The organism is Porphyrobacter sp. TH134 (assembly GCF_002855495.1).
GTDB lineage: Bacteria > Pseudomonadota > Alphaproteobacteria > Sphingomonadales > Sphingomonadaceae > Erythrobacter.
The window spans coordinates 1-16,240 of record NZ_PKRO01000021.1 but is presented as its reverse complement, the minus strand read 5'-3'; the positions used below and the strand labels follow the sequence as shown (position 1 = coordinate 16,240).

At 63.3% G+C, this 16,240-nt stretch carries 19 protein-coding genes and 1 tRNA gene; 13 read left to right on the top strand and 7 right to left on the bottom strand.

Going from position 1 to position 16,240, the window contains the following annotated elements; translation table 11 throughout:
- Positions 1 to 7: 7 nt before the first annotated feature.
- Complete coding sequence (locus C0V72_RS10200) at positions 8 to 634, bottom strand: LON peptidase substrate-binding domain-containing protein (protein ID WP_442792579.1); 627 nt, start codon at positions 632 to 634, stop codon at positions 8 to 10.
- Positions 631 to 1,569 carry a tetratricopeptide repeat protein gene (locus tag C0V72_RS10195; RefSeq protein WP_101794061.1) on the bottom strand — a complete coding sequence of 313 codons (939 nt, stop codon included), beginning with the start codon at positions 1,567 to 1,569 and terminating at the stop codon, positions 631 to 633. The genes C0V72_RS10200 and C0V72_RS10195 overlap by 4 nt, the downstream gene beginning before the upstream one ends.
- Positions 1,570 to 1,800: 231 nt before the next feature.
- On the opposite strand from C0V72_RS10195, the gene C0V72_RS10190 reads away from it, so the two are divergent.
- From C0V72_RS10190 to C0V72_RS10175, 4 genes are all read left to right on the top strand, one after another.
- Positions 1,801 to 1,875: transfer RNA gene (locus tag C0V72_RS10190), tRNA-Gly, on the top strand.
- Positions 1,876 to 2,160: 285 nt separating this feature from the next.
- Positions 2,161 to 2,499 carry an ArsR/SmtB family transcription factor gene (locus C0V72_RS10185; RefSeq protein WP_101794028.1) on the top strand — a complete coding sequence of 113 codons (339 nt, stop codon included), beginning with the start codon at positions 2,161 to 2,163 and terminating at the stop codon, positions 2,497 to 2,499.
- The gene (locus C0V72_RS10180; RefSeq protein ID WP_101794027.1) at positions 2,489 to 2,983 is read left to right on the top strand and encodes an SRPBCC family protein; all 495 of its coding nucleotides are present in this window, start codon (positions 2,489 to 2,491) and stop codon (positions 2,981 to 2,983) included. The genes C0V72_RS10185 and C0V72_RS10180 overlap by 11 nt, the downstream gene beginning before the upstream one ends.
- Before the next feature lie 146 nt (positions 2,984 to 3,129).
- Positions 3,130 to 3,714, top strand: a complete 585-nt coding sequence (locus C0V72_RS10175; protein ID WP_101794026.1) for a uridine kinase family protein — start codon at positions 3,130 to 3,132, stop codon at positions 3,712 to 3,714.
- Between the two features lie 16 nt (positions 3,715 to 3,730).
- Here the strand turns inward: C0V72_RS10175 and C0V72_RS10170 are convergent, their stop codons facing one another.
- A complete protein-coding gene (locus C0V72_RS10170; protein WP_233999886.1) occupies positions 3,731 to 4,573 on the bottom strand; it encodes a helix-turn-helix transcriptional regulator in 843 nt (280 codons plus the stop codon).
- A gap of 80 nt (positions 4,574 to 4,653) precedes the next feature.
- Between C0V72_RS10170 and C0V72_RS10165 the strand changes: the two genes are divergently transcribed.
- On the top strand, positions 4,654 to 5,559 hold the full coding sequence (locus C0V72_RS10165; RefSeq protein ID WP_101794025.1) for an SDR family oxidoreductase: 906 nt from the start codon (positions 4,654 to 4,656) through the stop codon (positions 5,557 to 5,559).
- A gap of 31 nt (positions 5,560 to 5,590) precedes the next feature.
- On the opposite strand, the gene C0V72_RS10160 is transcribed toward C0V72_RS10165, so the two are convergent.
- Positions 5,591 to 6,478: a LysR family transcriptional regulator gene (locus C0V72_RS10160; protein WP_101794024.1), complete on the bottom strand. Its 888-nt coding sequence runs from the start codon at positions 6,476 to 6,478 to the stop codon at positions 5,591 to 5,593.
- 95 nt (positions 6,479 to 6,573) lie between these two features.
- Between C0V72_RS10160 and C0V72_RS10155 the strand changes: the two genes are divergently transcribed.
- Positions 6,574 to 7,683 carry an aldo/keto reductase gene (locus tag C0V72_RS10155; protein WP_101794023.1) on the top strand — a complete coding sequence of 370 codons (1,110 nt, stop codon included), beginning with the start codon at positions 6,574 to 6,576 and terminating at the stop codon, positions 7,681 to 7,683.
- Positions 7,684 to 7,824: 141 nt separating this feature from the next.
- Here the strand turns inward: C0V72_RS10155 and C0V72_RS10150 are convergent, their stop codons facing one another.
- The gene (locus C0V72_RS10150) at positions 7,825 to 8,289 is read right to left on the bottom strand and encodes a MarR family winged helix-turn-helix transcriptional regulator (RefSeq protein ID WP_101794022.1); all 465 of its coding nucleotides are present in this window, start codon (positions 8,287 to 8,289) and stop codon (positions 7,825 to 7,827) included.
- A gap of 112 nt (positions 8,290 to 8,401) precedes the next feature.
- Here C0V72_RS10150 and C0V72_RS10145 point away from each other — a divergent pair, with 112 nt between their 5' ends.
- From C0V72_RS10145 to C0V72_RS10125, 5 genes are all read left to right on the top strand, one after another.
- Positions 8,402 to 9,418 (top strand): alpha/beta hydrolase, encoded by a 1,017-nt coding sequence (locus C0V72_RS10145; protein ID WP_101794021.1) that lies wholly within the window; start codon positions 8,402 to 8,404, stop codon positions 9,416 to 9,418.
- Positions 9,419 to 9,451: 33 nt separating this feature from the next.
- Positions 9,452 to 9,883 carry an organic hydroperoxide resistance protein gene (locus C0V72_RS10140; RefSeq protein ID WP_101794020.1) on the top strand — a complete coding sequence of 144 codons (432 nt, stop codon included), beginning with the start codon at positions 9,452 to 9,454 and terminating at the stop codon, positions 9,881 to 9,883.
- A 324-nt stretch (positions 9,884 to 10,207) separates the two neighbouring features.
- Positions 10,208 to 11,392: a PepSY-associated TM helix domain-containing protein gene (locus C0V72_RS10135; RefSeq protein WP_101794019.1), complete on the top strand. Its 1,185-nt coding sequence runs from the start codon at positions 10,208 to 10,210 to the stop codon at positions 11,390 to 11,392.
- Positions 11,389 to 11,568: a hypothetical protein gene (locus C0V72_RS10130; RefSeq protein WP_101794018.1), complete on the top strand. Its 180-nt coding sequence runs from the start codon at positions 11,389 to 11,391 to the stop codon at positions 11,566 to 11,568. Before C0V72_RS10135 ends, C0V72_RS10130 begins: the two co-directional genes overlap by 4 nt.
- A 35-nt stretch (positions 11,569 to 11,603) precedes the next feature.
- Positions 11,604 to 13,814 (top strand): TonB-dependent receptor, encoded by a 2,211-nt coding sequence (locus C0V72_RS10125; protein ID WP_233999893.1) that lies wholly within the window; start codon positions 11,604 to 11,606, stop codon positions 13,812 to 13,814.
- A 190-nt stretch (positions 13,815 to 14,004) separates the two neighbouring features.
- On the opposite strand, the gene C0V72_RS10120 is transcribed toward C0V72_RS10125, so the two are convergent.
- Positions 14,005 to 14,550 (bottom strand): DUF4269 domain-containing protein, encoded by a 546-nt coding sequence (locus C0V72_RS10120; protein ID WP_101794016.1) that lies wholly within the window; start codon positions 14,548 to 14,550, stop codon positions 14,005 to 14,007.
- 102 nt (positions 14,551 to 14,652) lie between these two features.
- Positions 14,653 to 15,273: a TetR/AcrR family transcriptional regulator gene (locus C0V72_RS10115; protein WP_233999885.1), complete on the bottom strand. Its 621-nt coding sequence runs from the start codon at positions 15,271 to 15,273 to the stop codon at positions 14,653 to 14,655.
- A 57-nt stretch (positions 15,274 to 15,330) separates the two neighbouring features.
- Between C0V72_RS10115 and C0V72_RS10110 the strand changes: the two genes are divergently transcribed.
- Together C0V72_RS10110 and C0V72_RS10105 are read left to right on the top strand one after the other, a co-directional pair.
- Entirely contained in the window at positions 15,331 to 15,786 is a 456-nt protein-coding gene (locus C0V72_RS10110; RefSeq protein ID WP_233999884.1) for a nuclear transport factor 2 family protein, read from the top strand.
- A complete protein-coding gene (locus C0V72_RS10105; RefSeq protein WP_143704566.1) occupies positions 15,779 to 16,198 on the top strand; it encodes an SDR family oxidoreductase in 420 nt (139 codons plus the stop codon). Before C0V72_RS10110 ends, C0V72_RS10105 begins: the two co-directional genes overlap by 8 nt.
- Positions 16,199 to 16,240: the final 42 nt, after the last annotated feature.

Sequence of the window (16,240 nt, the reverse complement as noted above, 5' to 3'; positions counted from 1 at the left end):
CCCCGCTTTATTGCAGGGTGGTGATTTCCTCGCTGCCGTCGGTGCGCCCGTAAAACTGCATCAACTGCACCAGCAATTCGCACCGGTCGGTCAGGGTTTCGGCCTCCAGCAGCGCCTGCTTGCTGGCCGGATCGAACGGAGCAATCTGCGAAACGCCGTTGATGAGCGAGCGATCATCCAGCCGTTCGACCGAATCCCAGTCGACGCTGTAACCCTGCATATCGGCAAAGCGCCGCGCCTCACGCTCGAACCCGCCGCGCTGGGCGTGGGAGAGGGTTTCGTCCTCGTCCTCGGCATAGACCTCGGCTTCGATCTGGCGGAAAGCGGTGGCGACATCCAGCTCGCGCACCAGCCGGAACCGGGCCGTGCCTTCCAAGATGATGTTATAGCGCCCATCCTCCATCGCCTGCACTTCGCCGATCTTGCCGATACAGCCGACCTTGTACAGCGGCGCGCCTTCGACCGGGCTTTGCGGCTGGATCATCGCGATCTGGCGGTCGCGAATCAACGCATCGCTCACCAGCGCGCGGTACCGCGGCTCAAACAGGTGGAGCGGCAGCTGCATCCCGGGAAACAGCACGGCGCCGGTCAGCGGAAAGATGGAAAGGCGGCGGGTCATGGTGTTGGCGGTCATCCAAACAATACGCGCGAAAGGCGGCGGCGGACGCCGACCACCCATTCGTCTTCAAGGCCAGTCGCCTCGAAAATCTTGAGCAGCTTGGCCCGCGCCGCGCCTTCGTTCCATTCGCGATCCGCAGCGATCATGGTGAGCAGCGTGTCGGCGGCATCATCGCGTTGGCCGGCGGCAAAAGCGGCTTCGGCAAAGGCGAATTGCGCGTCCATATCCTCGGGCGCGGCAGCAGCGGCGGCGCGCAGGGCGGCAAGCTCGCCATCGTCGACGCGGGTACCGGCCAGTTCCAACGCGCTGCGGGCAGGCGCAATGGCGGGATCGGTGGCGAGGCGCGGATCGCTGTCGATCACTTCCATCACCTGCTTGGCCTGATCGATTTCGCCCAATTGCACCAACGCGCGCACGAGGCCTGCGTGGGCAGGGGCATTGTCCTGCGCGAATTCGGTGATCTGCGCAAAGATGCCCGCCGCGCGCTGCGGGTCGCCGGCTGCCAGCGCTTCGTCACCCAGCTTGATGAACTGCGCGAGCTCTTCAGGCGACGGGCCCCGGGCTGCGCCGCCAGCCGCGTCGTCGGCCGCCCCGGCTGCAATCGGCAGCTGGCTGAGCAACTGATCGAGCATCGCTTTCAATTGCGATTCGGTCCGGGCGCTGGTGAGATCGGCGACCGGTTGCCCCTGAAACATGGCATAAACCGTCGGGATCGAGCGCACCTGAAACTGCGCGGCGATGAACTGTTCCTCGTCGACATTCAGCTTGGCAAGGACGACGCCCTTGCCCGCATAGTCTGCCGCGACCTTTTCCAGCACCGGGGTCAGCGCCTTGCATGGCCCGCACCATTCGGCCCAGAAATCAAGGATCACGAGCTTGGATTGCGACGGTTCGACCACGTCCTTGCGGAAACGGTCAACCGCCTTTTGTTCGTCGATGCTCAGTCCCATGCTGGCCAAGATAGATGCTCCTGCTGTGTCGCCGCGCGCCGCAACGCCTTTGCCTGTCATGTGGGGCTTTGTGCAAGGATGTGAAGCGCCCAAATGTGCTGGCGGCTATGGAACAGGCGATCAAGTCCCAATCGCACCAATTTAGCGCTTGCAGGTGTGGCAAGGCGCTGCTAATCGCGCCGCCTCTCCGGCAGGAACCACGCCATCGCAGGTTTCTGTCAGCGCCAGTGAGCGGGCGTAGCTCAGGGGTAGAGCACAACCTTGCCAAGGTTGGGGTCGAGGGTTCGAATCCCTTCGCCCGCTCCATTTTTCCTACAATATTCAGCAGTTGGCGGGCGGCGCAAGCCGCCCGGACGCGTTGATCTGCGCCAACCGCTTCCGCCTGTTGGTCTTCCTGATGGAGTTGTCGCTTGTCCCCGACTTGCGGGCGCAGGTGGTGCCGTATCGATCGCAAGGCGCAGCATAGCCGGATTGATGCCGATAAACCGGCTCGGGCGCGGGAGAAAGCCTGCCCCTCCCGGATCTTGCATGATACCTAGCCATTCAGCTAAGTATCTTGACGGCGCCAGCGTCGCGCCATTAGATAGCCACATGGCTAACCTTGATTCCATCTTCCACGGCCTTGCCGATCCCACGCGGCGCGCGGTGATCGCCCGCCTAGCGTCAGGCCCCGCACCTGTATCGGAGCTGGCCGCGCCGCACGCGATGGCCCTGCCCAGCTTCATGAAGCACCTGAAAGTGCTTGAGGCGGGTGGGTGGATCGAGTCCGGCAAGCGCGGGCGCGTGCGGACGTGCCGGCTCAGGCCTGAAGCTGCCAAGGCCGCCGAAGGCTGGCTCGGCCAGCAACGCTCACTCTGGGAGGGGCGCCTTGACCGCCTCGATGCCTTTCTCGCCACCATCAATGAAAAGGAACACCGCAATGACATCTGAAGCCGGGCCCGGTGCAACCCTCGACCCCATGCTCGACCTCGTGCTGGAACGCATGGTCAAGGCCACCCCGGCGCAGTTGTGGCGGGCATGGACCGACCCTGCGCTGCTCACGCAATGGTTCGCACCGCAACCATGGCAGGCACCCCGCGCTGCGATCGACCCGCGCCCCGGCGGCATCTTCTCGGTTGTCATGGCCTCACCCGAGGGCGACGAGATGGACGAGACGCCGGGATGCGTGCTTCTGGCGGAGCCGGAAAAGCGGCTGGTCTGGACCGATGCTCTCGGCCCCGGGTTCCGGCCCAATCCGGAAAGCTTCATGGCCGTCGACATCACCATGACCGCGGCAGAAAGCGGCACATGGTACAGGATCATCGTCCGCCACCGGTCAGACGCCGATCGCCGCAAGCACGAGGAGATGGGTTTTCACGATGGCTGGGGCACGTGCCTCAACCAGCTCGAAGTCCTGGCAGGGGGGTTATCGTGACAGACCTGACAGGAAGTCTCAATCAGCGGCCCCGCCGGCAGACGGCAGGATAGCGCAATTGCGCTGGCGAACGCGGCGGGGCGCAAGTCCTGAACTTTGGGCCTACGAAAGAGCCTTTGGGAAGCCACCCCGCGGGCGGACCGGAAATGCCTGAGCATATCGGCTCGCCTCGCTTGCTGGCAGACCGGATCGCCATGGACGCGCGGCAAAAGGCGCGTCCGCTTGTCGTTGCGATTGACGGCAGGAGCGGAGCGGGCAAATCGACTCTCGCCGCAGCGCTGGCCTGCGATCTGGATGCCGCCGTGATCGAAGGGGACGATTTCTATGCGGGAGGGACAGCGCTTCGTGATGACAGCCCGGCGTCGCGTGCATCGGCCTGCATCGACTCGTCTGCGCAGCGGGCTGTGATCGAAGCCCTGCTTGCCGGAAAAGAGGCGCGCTGGCACCCGTTCGACTGGGATGCCTTCGACGGCTCGCGGAGCGCTCTTGCGTCACGGCTGAGGCCGCGTGCGGTGATTCTGCTGGAAGGCACCTATTCCGCCCGCCCGGACCTGGCTGATCTGCTCGATCTGCGTATTCTCATGACTGTTAGCGACGTTGAGCGCGAGGCCCGGCTGCTGGCGCGCGAAGGCAGCATCGGTGCGTGGGAGCGGCAATGGCACGAGGCGGAAGAGCATTACTTTACGGCCATCATGCCCGCCGACCGCTTCGAGATCATCATGTCCGGATAAAGCCGCCGCCACCGGTTCAGGTGCACATCAGCCTTGCAATCCGCCCGGCGCTATCGGGCGTCGCCGGATTGAAGACCAGCATGCCCAGGTCGGATCGCCCCTCAACGGCAAACATCGAGAATTCGAGTTCGATCAGCCCCAGTTCCGGGTGCCGCAGACGTTTCCTTCCGTCGGCATGGTCAGCCACCGCATTCTCGCGCCACAGGCTCTTAAACTCGGGGCTGATACGACACAGCTCGTCAACGAAGGCCGTGATTTCTGCGGTCGCCCCGGCGCGGGCTGCATCGGCCCGAAAGGCGCCCACGACATAACGCGCGATACTCCACCAATCCTCCTGCGCCGCCATGCTGGCAGAGTTGGTGAAGATCAGACGCAGGACATTGCGTTCCTCGCGCGGGAGCTTGCCGTAATCGGTGAGCAGCCGGGTCGCCGCCGTGTTCCAGGCGATCACGTCCCATGTGGCCGTCCTGATGATCGCCGGGCTGTTCGGCAGCGCGTCGAGCACCCGTTGCAGCCGCGGCGTGACATGATCGGGCCGGGAATAGGTCACCGCCGGTGGCCGCCCGAGCGCAAGCAGAAACAGGTGCTCACGCTCGGGAGCGGTCAGCATCAGTCCATTGGCGAGACGGTCGAGCACATCGGCGGACGGCGCCCCGCCCCTCCCCTGTTCGAGCCAGGTGTACCAGGTCGGTGAGATATTGGCGCGCTGCGCCACTTCCTCCCGGCGCAGGCCCGGCGTGCGTCGTCGCCCACCGAAGCCGAATGACGCCGGATCCATCCGTGTGCGCCGGTCCCTGAGAAAAGCGCCGAGCGGTGTGGTTGTGCTGCTGCTTTCGGGCATCGGGATCCTGTCAGCCATTATAACATGATAAAGTCACTACTTTAACAGGGTATTCTCTATGCCAAAAAGGGCCTCGCAACTATCGTGAAAGGCGCCTGATGCGTGTATTTTTGACAGGCGCGACCGGCTTCGTCGGCTCGCGCATCATTCCTGAACTTCTGACCGCGGGGCACGAGGTTGTGGGGCTGACACGCTCCGAAAGCGGCAGGCGCCAACTCGAGGCCGCTGGTGTCCGCCCGCATTTGGGGGCGATCGAGGATCTGGAGAGCCTCCGGACAGGGGCAGCGCAGGCTGACGCGGTCATCCACACCGCCTTTGACCATGATTTTGCGAACTATGCGGCCAACTGCGAAAAGGATCACCGCGTAATCACCGCGCTTGGCGCGGCGTTGCAGGGCTCTGACCGGCCGCTCATTGTTACTTCGGCCACCGTGGTCGGTGACAGCGAGGATGGCGAGCCGGCGCTGGAAACCGTGTTCAACGCCGCCGCGCCCATCCCCCGCGTCGCGACCGAGATTGCCGCAAGGTCGGTTCTCGCCTCGGGCGTCGATGTGCGGATCATCCGGCTTTCCCAGGTGCATGATCCGGTCAGGCAGGGCCTCATCAGCTTCTACGTCGACCACGCCCGCGCGTCAGGCTTCGCCGGTTATGTCGGCGCAGGCGATGATCGCTGGGCGGCGGCGCATGTCAGCGATGTCGGGCGGATGTTTGCCGCAGTGCTGGAGCGAGGGTCGCGAGGCGAGACCTATCATGCCGTGGGCGAGCCGGGCGTCCCTTTCCGGAAGATCGCCGAAGCAGTCGCCGCCGGTCTCGATCTTCCGCTGGTCTCCCTCTCACCGGCCGAGGCCGAAGCCCATTTCGGCTGGCTGGCGATGTTCATTGGCCGCAATGGTGCAGCGTCGAACGACTGGACGAGAGCAAGGCTTGGCTGGGAGCCGAAGGGCCCGGGCCTGATCGCGGATTTGCAGGCCATGGATTACGGGCGAGCGTCTCCTGCCCCTTGACGGACGCGGCAAGCGAGGCGGCCCGCCGTGTTCATTCCCGCATGACTTCGAGGAAGGCGCGGAACGCCGCGGTCGGCTGTCGTCTGCTCGGGTAATAAAGGTAATTGGCGGGAAGCGGGGGCGCCTGTCCCGGCAGTACCTCGACAAGATCGCCCGATTTCAGGAACGGCTCGGCCTGTGATCGCAACAGACAGCCGATCCCGAGGCCGGCGACAACGGCGTCACGCATGAGATCGACATCGTTGGTCGCAAATGAACCCTGCACCGATTTCTCGATGCGCTGGCCCTCGTGCTCGAATTCCCAGCGGTGCACCACGCCTGAGGATGTGTGGCGATAGACGACGCAGCGATGATTGCCGAGATCATCCGGGCCGTCAGGCATGCCATGCGACGCGAGATAGGCCGCCGAGGCGACGAAGATCAGGGGCATCGGCTCGCTGATCCGCAGCGCAATCATGTCCTGCTGGAGCTTGCCCTCGTGGCGGATCCCGCAATCGAAGCGCTCGGCGACGATATCGACCATGCCGTCATTGACGACGAGCTCGACTGTCACCCCGGGAGCAATGGCGGCGAGGCGCGAAAGGCGCGGCATGACAACGTAGACCGCGGCCGGGCGGTGTGCATTGATCCGGATGCTGCCCGCAGGCTCATTCCGGCCAGCATCCAGCACGCCCAGCACCTGTTCAACTGAAGCCAGTGCCGGCTGCAGGCTGGCGAGCAGCGTCTCGCCCGCTGCCGTCGGAGAGACCGAGCGGGTCGTGCGATCAAGCAGCCTGATACCGAGCCGCGTCTCGAGGTTCCGCATGGCATGGCTCAGGGCAGAAGGCGAAACGCCAAGCCGGATGGCTGCCTTTGCGAAGCTTCCGGATTCAGCGATCCCGGCGAATACCGAGAGCCCTGCCCATATGTCCTTGTCCATTCATGAATTCCGTTCAGCAACCCATGCGGCAATCAGTACCTGATATCATGCTGATTCCAAAGCTAGATGGTCCCCGCAAAACAAGAGGGCCTGTCATGAACCTGCGCACATACCGGCCGCTCGGCCAATCGGGACTGCTCGTCAGTCCGCTTGCCTTGGGGACAATGACCTTCGGCACCCCCCGTTGGGGCCTCGACGAAACCGGCAGCCGCGCAATCATGGAAAAATACAATGAACTGGGCGGCAACTTCATCGACACCGCCGACGTCTATGCCGGTGGTCAGTCCGAGGAGATCATCGGTTCCTTCATCGCTGAAAGAGGTTTGCGGGAGGAGATCGTTCTCGCAACCAAATCAGGGTTCTCGAACGGTCGGGGTCTGCTGGCAGGGGGAAATGGAGCAAAGCACGTCAATGCCTCGATCAATGCATCGCTGAAGCGTCTGCGAACCGATTTTATCGACCTGTATTGGATCCATGTCTGGGACGGGATCACCCCGGCTGACGAGCTTTTGCAGACGATGGCGGACCTCGTCCGCGCGGGCAAAGTGCGGTACTGGGGAATCTCCAATACGCCCGCCTGGTATGCAGCACGGCTTGCGACCCTTGCATCGGTTCGGGGCCTGCCCGCGCCGGTCGGCCTGCAATATTTCTATTCCCTTGCGGACCGCAGCGTGGAGAGCGAGCACCTTCCCCTCGCACAGGCTTTCGGCATGGGATTTATGCCATGGAGCCCGCTCGCCTATGGTCTGCTCACCGGCAAATATGATCGTGCGGCTGTCGAGGCGGCGGGTCCGCGTGTGAACGGCGTTCCCAATGCCGGCGGCCGGGAAGAACAGCAACGTCCGGACAAAGACAAGCGGCTTGATGGTGACAACCCGTTCGGCGACATGCTTTTTACAGACCGGAACTGGCGCATCGCGGACGAGGTAAAGCGTATCGCTGCCGAGGCGGGACAGACGCCCGCACGCGTGGCCCTCGCCTGGGTCATCGGCAGACCCGGTGTTACCTCGACGCTGATGGGTGTCAGCCGGCCCGGGCAGGTGACCGAAAATGCTGATGCCCTTGGTTTCACGCTCTCCGAAGAGCACCGCGCTGCCCTCGACAGCGTGAGCGCGGCGGGCGAGAGCATGCTGTACAGCCTCTCGCGGCCGCCTGCGCGCAACCAAGTCGTTTTCGGGGGTGCCGATGTCAGAAGCGCAAGCTGAGGTGCCCGGTACGAGGCAGAGCGCGATCAGCAGTGCTGCGCCGGCCATACAAGCTGCGGCTGGGTCTTCAGCGGCGGCATAATCACGAAGGAATGTTGCGGATCTGGGAGGGCTTGGAGGCGAAAATCCGCCCCCCGGATCCTATCTGGCCGCAGTTGTTCGCAATGCCTTGCCCAGCGCGGCAAGTTCGGCATTGAGGGCGGCCAGTGCAGCGCGATTGAGGCCTGTCGCCTTGAGAACCTCGGCCGGAACGCAACCGAGGGCCGTCTTTGCCAGACTGGAACCAGCCTGCGTCAGGCCAAGCCGCACAACCCGTTCATCCTGTTTGTCGCGCGTGCGGGTGACCAGTCCGGCCGCCTCGAGCCGCTTGATGAGCGGGGTCAGGGTGTTCGATTCGAGATGCAGTCTCTCGCCGAGCTCGCTGACAGTCTGCCCCTGCTTGCCGCTCAGCGCCACCAGCGCGAGATATTGCGGATAGGTGATGCCATAGGGATCGAGCAGCGGCTTGTAGACGCGGTTGAATGCCAGTCCCGCCGCATAGACCGAAAAGCACAGGAACGCATCGAGCGGTTCGTCCATGGGGGTGAAAGCGGGAGTCTGGGTCATGGATTCAATATAAATCGCACACGATTTAATCGCAAGGATTGACAGAACGCGGCTCCGGGCTATTTATATCGTACGCGATTTAATCGTTACCGATATGAAATGGAGCCACGCCATGACCAAGTCGATCCTGCTGACCACCTTCGCCTCCAGCGCAATGCTGACCCTGTCGCCTGTCCCCGCTTTTGCCGAGACGCTGGAACCATCTGCCGCAGCCTTTGCCGAAGCTGCCGCTGCCGGGCGGCCGATTTATGATCTGTCCTATCCCGATGCCCGCGCCGTGCTTGCAAGCGTGCAGGCTGACAAGGTGGGCGCTTCGGCTCCCACCACCACGCAGGACCTGGTCTGGAACGTCGGCCCGACCGGCAAGGTGCGGATTCGCATTGTCCGGCCCGCCGATGCCGAAGCCGCGTTGCCCGCTGTGCTTTACTACCATGGCGGCGGGTGGGTCATGGGCGACCGCAACACACATGATCACCTGATCCGAGAGCTGGCGGTGCAGACCCGTGCCGCAGTCGTTTTCGTCGAATACGACAACGCTCCCGAGGTCCGCTATCCGGTGAATAACGAACAAGCCTATGCCGCGCTCGAATATGTTTCGGCGAACGGCGCGGCGCTGGGCATTGATCCCGCACGGCTGGCGGTGGCGGGTGACAGCGCGGGGGGCAACATGGCCATCGCCGTCACGATGATGGCCAAGGACCGTGCCGGCCCCACCATCAGCCACCAGTTGCTGTTCTATCCGGTCACCGATGATGTCTCCGACAATGCGTCCTACCGCGCCTTTGGCGACGGCCCGTTCCTGACCCGCAAGGCGATGGACTACTTCCTCGAAGCGAACTTCCCCGCAGAAAATCGCGAGGATGTGCTGGCCTTCCCGCTGCGCGCTTCAAGACAGCAGCTTTCGGGCCTGCCTGCGGCGACCATCATCGTGGCGGAGAACGATCTGCTGCGTGACGAGGGCGAGGCCTATGGCCGACGCCTGATCGAAGCCGGCGTGCCGGTCGCAACCACCCGCTTCAACGGAACGATGCATGATTTCGTGATGCTCAACGCGCTGGCCGCAAGCGAACCGGCCCGCGCCGCTATCGCACAGGGGGCAGCACGTCTTCGTGATGCCTTCGGCAACTGACATCCCCCACCCGCTCACACAAGGAACTAAGCTATGACGAAGATCCTCTACACCACCCGCGCCACCGCGACCGGAGGCCGCGATGGCCGCGCGCGCACCGATGACGGAACGTTTGAAGTGGCGCTGGCAACGCCGAGGGAACTTGGCGGCAACGGCCAAGGCAACAATCCCGAACAGCTGTTTGCCGCTGGCTTTGCCGCCTGTTTCCTCAGCGCGATGAAGTTCGTGGGCACGCAGGGCAAACATGCCAAGGTTCCGGCCGATGCCAGCGTCAGCGCCACGGTGGGGATCGGCCCGCGCGCCGACAAGGGATTTGGCCTTGCCGTCACGCTCGCGATCGTGCTGCCGGGGCTGAGCGCGGCTGAGGCGCAGGCGCTCGTCGCTGAAGCCGATACCGTGTGCCCTTATTCGCATGCCGTGCGCGGGAACATCGCCGTCAGCCTCGACGTGTCGACCCCGGCCTGATCGCCATAGCCCTAGTGCCCGGTCAGCTGAGCGGCTGGCCGGGCTCTCGATATAATCCTGTCCGCGCTCGCACCCGCTTGCATCCCTCTTTGGCGAAGACCCTGCGCAGCAGGATCGGAATGCATCGGTCAGGGAAGCAGAAAACCCGCCACCTTACGAATATTTTTGCGAATGATCCGCATTTACATGGATGGGGCTTTTGGCTAGCAGTCCGCCCATGAACGGCGTCCTCTCCAACAGATTCTGTCTGCACGCGGTTGGTGCGATCGCAACCATCGGGTCAGGCGGTGCTTTTCGGCGTGCTTTTGCAGAGCGGCAGCCGACATGAGCCGCGGAACCATCAAGGCTTGGGTCTGGGTGCACAAGTGGTCCAGCCTCGTGTGCACTGCCTTTCTGCTAATGCTGTGCATTACCGGACTGCCGCTGATTTTTCATGACGAGATCGACTGGCTTGCCGAAGAGCAGCCTGTATTCGGCATGCCCGATGTTGGCTCATCAGGTAATGCCGAAGGACTGATGCCGCTTGACGCGATGTTGGCCCGCGCGCTGGCGAACCGGCCGGGCGAAGTGCCGCTCTACATGGCGTTCGACAATGACCAGCCCGCAATGACGATCACCACCGGCCCCAGGCCTGATTCGCCGGAGACGGAGATGACGATCCAGTCCTTCGACCGTTCGACCGGCGAGCTGATCGGGGCGATATCGGAGGATAGCGCCCAAGGTGTGGACGCGGTGATGCACTTCATCCTGCAACTGCACACCGATATGTTTCTGGGCCTGCCGGGAATGCTTTTTCTGGGCGCAATGGGCGCAGCGTTCGTGACAGCGCTGGTATCGGGCGTGGTGCTTTACGTCCCGTTCATGCGCAAGCTGGCCTTTGGCACGCTGCGCATTTCGCGCAGCCGCCGCACGAAGTGGCTCGACTATCACAATCTCCTGGGCATCGTCGGGCTTGCCTGGATGTTGGTGGTGGGGCTAACAGGCGTGATAAACGCGCTCGCGGTTCCGATAGAAAAAAGCTGGAAAACCACTGAACTGGCGGCGATGACCCAGGCCTATGCCGGACGCGAACCGCTCGACCCGGCGCGCTATGGCTCACTCGACACGGCCATGGCCGCAGCGCGCGCAGCCCTGCCTGGCAACAATCCGCAATTCATTGCCTTTCCGGGCGGCACATTCAGTTCCAACTATCACTACGCCGTGTTCTTTCAGGGTGACACGGCCCTGACCGAGCGGTTGCTGACCCCGGCCCTTATCGATGCGGAAACGGGCGAGTTTACCGCCGCCCGTCCGATGCCGTGGTATTATCAGGCGCTCTCGCTTTCACGTCCGCTGCATTTCGGCGATTACGGCGGCCTGCCCCTGAAGCTGTTGTGGGCGGCGCTGACACTGTTCACCATCCATGTACTGGGCACAGGCCTCTATCTGTGGCTGGCCAAGCGCCGCGCCGGCGCGGCTACGCTCGCGCCAGAGTTTGCCGGGGCATCACTTGCAGAGCCCGCCGAATGAGGCGTCCGCGCCCGACCTCTGCCATTCTCGCATGGCCGCTGGCGATCTTCACCGCCGGTCTGGCGGGCCTGACCATCGCGCTGACCGGAGACGGATGGCGAGACGCAGCGGCATGGACCGTACTCGCCGCACCGCTTGCAACCGTGATCTGGGCGATGGCCCGGCGCCGGACCTGACCCTCGCCAACCTGCATTCACAAGGATCATCGACCGTGACCACCCTTCCCTATCGCCGGCGCCTGCTGCTTGCCACGTCGCTTGGCCTTACTGGGCTTGGCCTTACCGGGCTTGCCATCCCGGCCGCCGCGCAGGAGCGCGGCGAGGATACAAATGTCATCGTCGTTACCGCCCAGCGCGCCAACCAGTCCGGGGTCGAACAGCAAGGCAGCGCGGGGGTACTGGGCAACAAGGACGCTGCCGACGTGCCCTTCAGCATCCGAAGCTATAACGAGGCGCTGATTCTCAACCAGCAGCCCCAGACGCTGGGGCAGGTGCTGGAAAACGACCCGACGATCCGCACCACCACCGGCTTCGGCATCGCCGGCGAATTGTTCGTGATCCGCGGCTTCGCGCTCGCAGGCGACGATATTGGCTATGACGGGCTTTACGGCATCATGCCGCGCCAGTTGGTCGCACCCGAACTTTACCAGTCTGTGCAGGTTCTCAACGGCGCGAGTGCCTTTCTCAACGGTGCGGCGCCGGGGGGGACCGGGATCGGCGGCAGCGTCAATCTGGTTCCCAAGCGCGCGGGTGAGAATGATCTCAACCGGGCGACGGTGGGCTTTACCGCGCCCGAGCATATCGGTGGCAGCTTCGACATCGCGCGCCGGATGGGCGCGAACGGCGAGTGGGGCATTCGCGTGAATGGCACGGCACGCAGCGGTGATGTGGCGATCGACGACGAGTTCCGGAGCGCCTATGTGCTGGGCGCGGGCATAGACTACAATTCGGGGCCGCTTCGGGCCTCGCTCGATCTCGCTTACCAGCGCGTCAAGGTGTCGCACTTCCGGCCCAAGCTGCAGATCAATTCCGTGTCAGCAATTCCCGCTGCGCCCGACGCCGAAACCAATTTCGGCCAGCCCTGGCAGTTCACAACGCTGCGCGACATCTTCGGGCAGGCGCGCATCGAGTATGACATCGCCAAAGACGTGATGGCGTATGCCGCGTTCGGCGCGCGCGACGGTGCTGAAGAGGGCATCTACAGCACGCCTGGTCTCGTCAACGCGGCGACCGGCGAGATGACGGTTGGCAGTTCCTTCATCCCGCGCACCGACAACAACGAGGCGGCCACGGCGGGAGTCCGCGCGAAATTCGCGACAAGCAACATAACCCACGAGGTGAACGCAGGCGGTTCGATCAACTGGCTGGTCAACCGCAATGCCTTCGAATTCTTCGCGCTTTCGGCCCAAAGCAACAATCTCTATGCGCCGGTAGAGGTCACGCCTTCCAGCACAGTGACCTTTGCATCTGGCGATCTCGACAATCCCCGCCCTGCGGGCCGCACGCGGCTTACGAGCGGATTCATCTCGGACACACTCGGCTTCTGGGATGATCGCATTTTCCTGACCGCTGGGCTCCGGGTGCAATCAATCAATGTCAGGTCCTTTTCTAACGAGACCGGCGCTCTGACCAACGCGTATGACGAGGACAAGATCACCCCGGTGTTCGGCCTTGTGGTCAAGCCGGCGGCAGGCCTTTCGCTGTACGCCAACCGGATCGAAGCACTGGTACAGGGCGATGTCGCACCCGTGAGCGGTCCGAACCCCGCTGGCGGGGCGGACCTTCCCGTCACGAATGCTGGCGAGATCCTGCCGCCCTTCGTTTCCGAGCAATATGAAATCGGCGGCAAACTGGCGCTGGGCGGTATCGACATGAGCCTTGCCCTGTTCCAGATCGACCGGGAGACTGCGATCCTGCGATCCGCCCCGGATCAGGCGGGCGCGCTCGAATTCGGGCCATTTGGAATCCAGCGCAATCGCGGGGTGGAATTCACTATTGCCGGTGAGCTGTCCCAAGGTCTGCGGTTGATTGCGGGTGGCTCGGTCATCGATGCCAAGCTGCGGCGCACCCAGAACGGCGTCAACGAAGGCAATCAGGCCGTCGGCGTGCCGGAATATCTGCTCAACGCCAATCTCGAATGGGATGTGCCCTTCATTCCAGCGCTGACGCTTACGGGCCGCGTCGTCCACACCGGCGATCAGGCCGCGAACATCGGCAACACGCTCTTCCTTGAGGATTGGACGCGCGTTGATCTGGGACTTCGATATGTGGCGGTGGTGGCTGATCGCCCGCTAACCTTACGGGCAACGCTCGATAATGTGGCAGATGCCGATTATTGGGCCTCTGCCTTCGACAGCTTTCGTCCGGACCTTCAACTGGGCGCGCCGCGGACCTTCAAGGCATCACTGACTTACGATTTCTGAGTCCTCCGGGACAGATGGCATGTCATCGGCACAGAAGGTAATGCCCGTAAGCATTTTACGCTGCCGATGCGGCGCACCTCGACCTTCTGGGGCGACACGATAGGCGTGACTTGACGGTGGTGACTTGTATGCCCGCCGTGACAGCAGCGGCGCGGGTGCGGCTGGGTGCCCGTTGTAAACGCTGCAAAGGTCAATGACCCGTCCAGCTTGGCGTCGTGCAGACCCCGGCCAGCAGGCCGTTCAGCGCCTCGTCCGACCATGTCTCGATCGCCAGCAAAGCCTCGTAAGGATCGCCGGGAAGATTGAGCACCGCGGCAAACGCGGGCTCAGTCTTCAGGCCACTGCGTCGCTGTTCCATGATAAGGGTGCGGAGCGTGGCTCCGCCCAGCGATAGCAGCCGCTGTTCGATGCGAAAGTGGCGCCAGCCGATCTGGTTGCGCACGGGCTGCACGCCCCCGAAAACTTCAAACACCCAGCCCTCGGCGCTGAATTGCGCGATCACCGGGCGGTCACCCGCTTTCCGTTGCCGGGCCGAGAAATCCGAATATTCGCCAAAAGCCGTCCATATGGCGCAAACGAAGCGTACCGGATCGGGCGCGTGGCACAGTACATCGATGTCGCTGTCAGCGAGATCAAGCTCCAGCGGCGGCGTGCCTGCAACATGGGGATCGAACTGCGACAGCGCGGACAAAACCCCAACCCTGCCGAGCGCATCCAGATAATGCGGCTTGCTCATATCAGCAGGATAACCAGATCAAATCGGTTCGCCCAGATTTGTGTCTCAGTTTTCGTTGCGGAATCAGGCGCAGCAGAGCGGAACACTGAGTTTCGCGGCAGATCATCCATCTGCGCGAAGGGCAGCGGCGAGCATGCGGGCGAGGCGGGCAATGTGGTGCCTGTCGGATCGACCACCCAGAACAGCCATGCGCCAGTAAAGCGGTGCCGCGACGAGATCGGCTGCTGTTTCGCGGTCCACTGAAGGCGGCAACTCGCCTCTTGCTATGGCGCGATCGAGCAAGCCATTGATCCGCTCGCGTCTTGCGCGCTGGAATGGCCGTATGGCAGCTTCCAGCGCTGGCGTGCGCTCAATCTCCGCATGGAGATCCGTGATGATCCGCCTGATCAGGGGATGCCGCAGCACCCGGCGAAGCGCGAGCAAAACAGCTTCCAGATCACCCTCGAGCGACCCTTGGTCGCCGACATCGGTTATCGTCAGCCCGGCACGCGACAGAAGGTCGCCGGCCATCGCAAACTTCTCGGGCCAACGCCGATAGAGCGCAGCCTTGCCGACCCCGGCCGAGCGGGCGACACGCTCGAGGCTCAGGCCGGAATAACCGGCGCGCGCCCACTCCTCGAAGAACGCGCGGGTCAGCGCATCCGTGACATCGGCACGCATGACAGCCGCGCCGCTTGGCGAACGGCTTCTGGATGCGACATCGTCGGAACGGTTGCGTTCCATCGAAAATCCCCTATCTATGGACGGAACGCAATCGTTCCGACGAATCGGAGATAGATCATGAGTGAAGATATTCAAAGCTTCTCGGCCATGCTTCGCAGCGCTCTCGGTGACAGGATCGACCCGGGCGCTTGTTCCTTTACCGATATGCTGGCCGAACACGCGGTGATGGAATTCCCCTATGCGCCGCCCGGCTTGCCTGTCCGTCTTGATGGCCGGGATGCCATCGCCCGCCATCTGGAAATGGCGGCGAGCCTGATTGCCTTCGACCGGATGGGTGAGCCGGACGTTCACCCGTCGACCGATCCCGGCATGGTCATCCTCGAGTTCGAAGGGTTCGGTCACGGCGTTGCGACAGGCGATCCCTATGATCAACGCTATATCTCGGTGATCCGCACCCAAGGCGGTCGTATCGTTCACTACCGCGATTACTGGAACCCGATCGCTGTGCTGCGCGCCACGAAAGGTGCCGCGTTCGTCGATGCGCTGACGGGCGGGGATGCGGACCATGCATGACCGGATCCTGATAACCGGCGGCACCGGCAAGACGGGGCAGCTTGTCGCCAGCCAGCTGGCACTTCGGGGCGTTGAGGTGCGGATCGCGGCACGAAACCCTCTATCGCCCGATCAGCTTCGCTTCGAATGGAATGACCCGGCGACCCACATCGATGCGCTCGAGGGAGTTGGCGCCGTCTATCTCGTCGCTCCGACCGACCAGACCGAGCATCTGTCCGTCATGCGTCCGTTTCTTGAACGGGCGGTTTCGCAGGTTCCCGGGCGCCTGGTGCTGCTGAGCGCCTCCTCACTTGAGGAAGGCGGCCCCATGATGGGAGAGGTTCATGCGTGGCTAAGTGCCCATGCGCCCCTGTGGACTGTCAACGGCGGAGTAAAAGTCGGCCATTGGGCGGCGCAAAATCAGGCCACTTGATCCGCGCCTTGGCGAGCGCTGGGAGGGCGTAGCCCGAGCGGG

Bases quoted from the DNA above. Each gene is read 5' to 3' on its own strand.
- C0V72_RS10200 (WP_442792579.1), bottom strand. From the start codon at position 634: ATGACCGCCAACACCATGACCCGCCGCCTTTCCATCTTTCCGCTGACC.
- C0V72_RS10195 (WP_101794061.1), bottom strand. From the start codon at position 1,569: ATGGGACTGAGCATCGACGAACAAAAGGCGGTTGACCGTTTCCGCAAG.
- C0V72_RS10185 (WP_101794028.1), top strand. From the start codon at position 2,161: ATGGCTAACCTTGATTCCATCTTCCACGGCCTTGCCGATCCCACGCGG.
- C0V72_RS10180 (WP_101794027.1), top strand. From the start codon at position 2,489: ATGACATCTGAAGCCGGGCCCGGTGCAACCCTCGACCCCATGCTCGAC.
- C0V72_RS10175 (WP_101794026.1), top strand. From the start codon at position 3,130: ATGCCTGAGCATATCGGCTCGCCTCGCTTGCTGGCAGACCGGATCGCC.
- C0V72_RS10170 (WP_233999886.1), bottom strand. From the start codon at position 4,573: ATGGCTGACAGGATCCCGATGCCCGAAAGCAGCAGCACAACCACACCG.
- C0V72_RS10165 (WP_101794025.1), top strand. From the start codon at position 4,654: ATGCGTGTATTTTTGACAGGCGCGACCGGCTTCGTCGGCTCGCGCATC.
- C0V72_RS10160 (WP_101794024.1), bottom strand. From the start codon at position 6,478: ATGGACAAGGACATATGGGCAGGGCTCTCGGTATTCGCCGGGATCGCT.
- C0V72_RS10155 (WP_101794023.1), top strand. From the start codon at position 6,574: ATGAACCTGCGCACATACCGGCCGCTCGGCCAATCGGGACTGCTCGTC.
- C0V72_RS10150 (WP_101794022.1), bottom strand. From the start codon at position 8,289: ATGACCCAGACTCCCGCTTTCACCCCCATGGACGAACCGCTCGATGCG.
- C0V72_RS10145 (WP_101794021.1), top strand. From the start codon at position 8,402: ATGACCAAGTCGATCCTGCTGACCACCTTCGCCTCCAGCGCAATGCTG.
- C0V72_RS10140 (WP_101794020.1), top strand. From the start codon at position 9,452: ATGACGAAGATCCTCTACACCACCCGCGCCACCGCGACCGGAGGCCGC.
- C0V72_RS10135 (WP_101794019.1), top strand. From the start codon at position 10,208: ATGAGCCGCGGAACCATCAAGGCTTGGGTCTGGGTGCACAAGTGGTCC.
- C0V72_RS10130 (WP_101794018.1), top strand. From the start codon at position 11,389: ATGAGGCGTCCGCGCCCGACCTCTGCCATTCTCGCATGGCCGCTGGCG.
- C0V72_RS10120 (WP_101794016.1), bottom strand. From the start codon at position 14,550: ATGAGCAAGCCGCATTATCTGGATGCGCTCGGCAGGGTTGGGGTTTTG.
- C0V72_RS10115 (WP_233999885.1), bottom strand. From the start codon at position 15,273: ATGGAACGCAACCGTTCCGACGATGTCGCATCCAGAAGCCGTTCGCCA.
- C0V72_RS10110 (WP_233999884.1), top strand. From the start codon at position 15,331: ATGAGTGAAGATATTCAAAGCTTCTCGGCCATGCTTCGCAGCGCTCTC.
- C0V72_RS10105 (WP_143704566.1), top strand. From the start codon at position 15,779: ATGCATGACCGGATCCTGATAACCGGCGGCACCGGCAAGACGGGGCAG.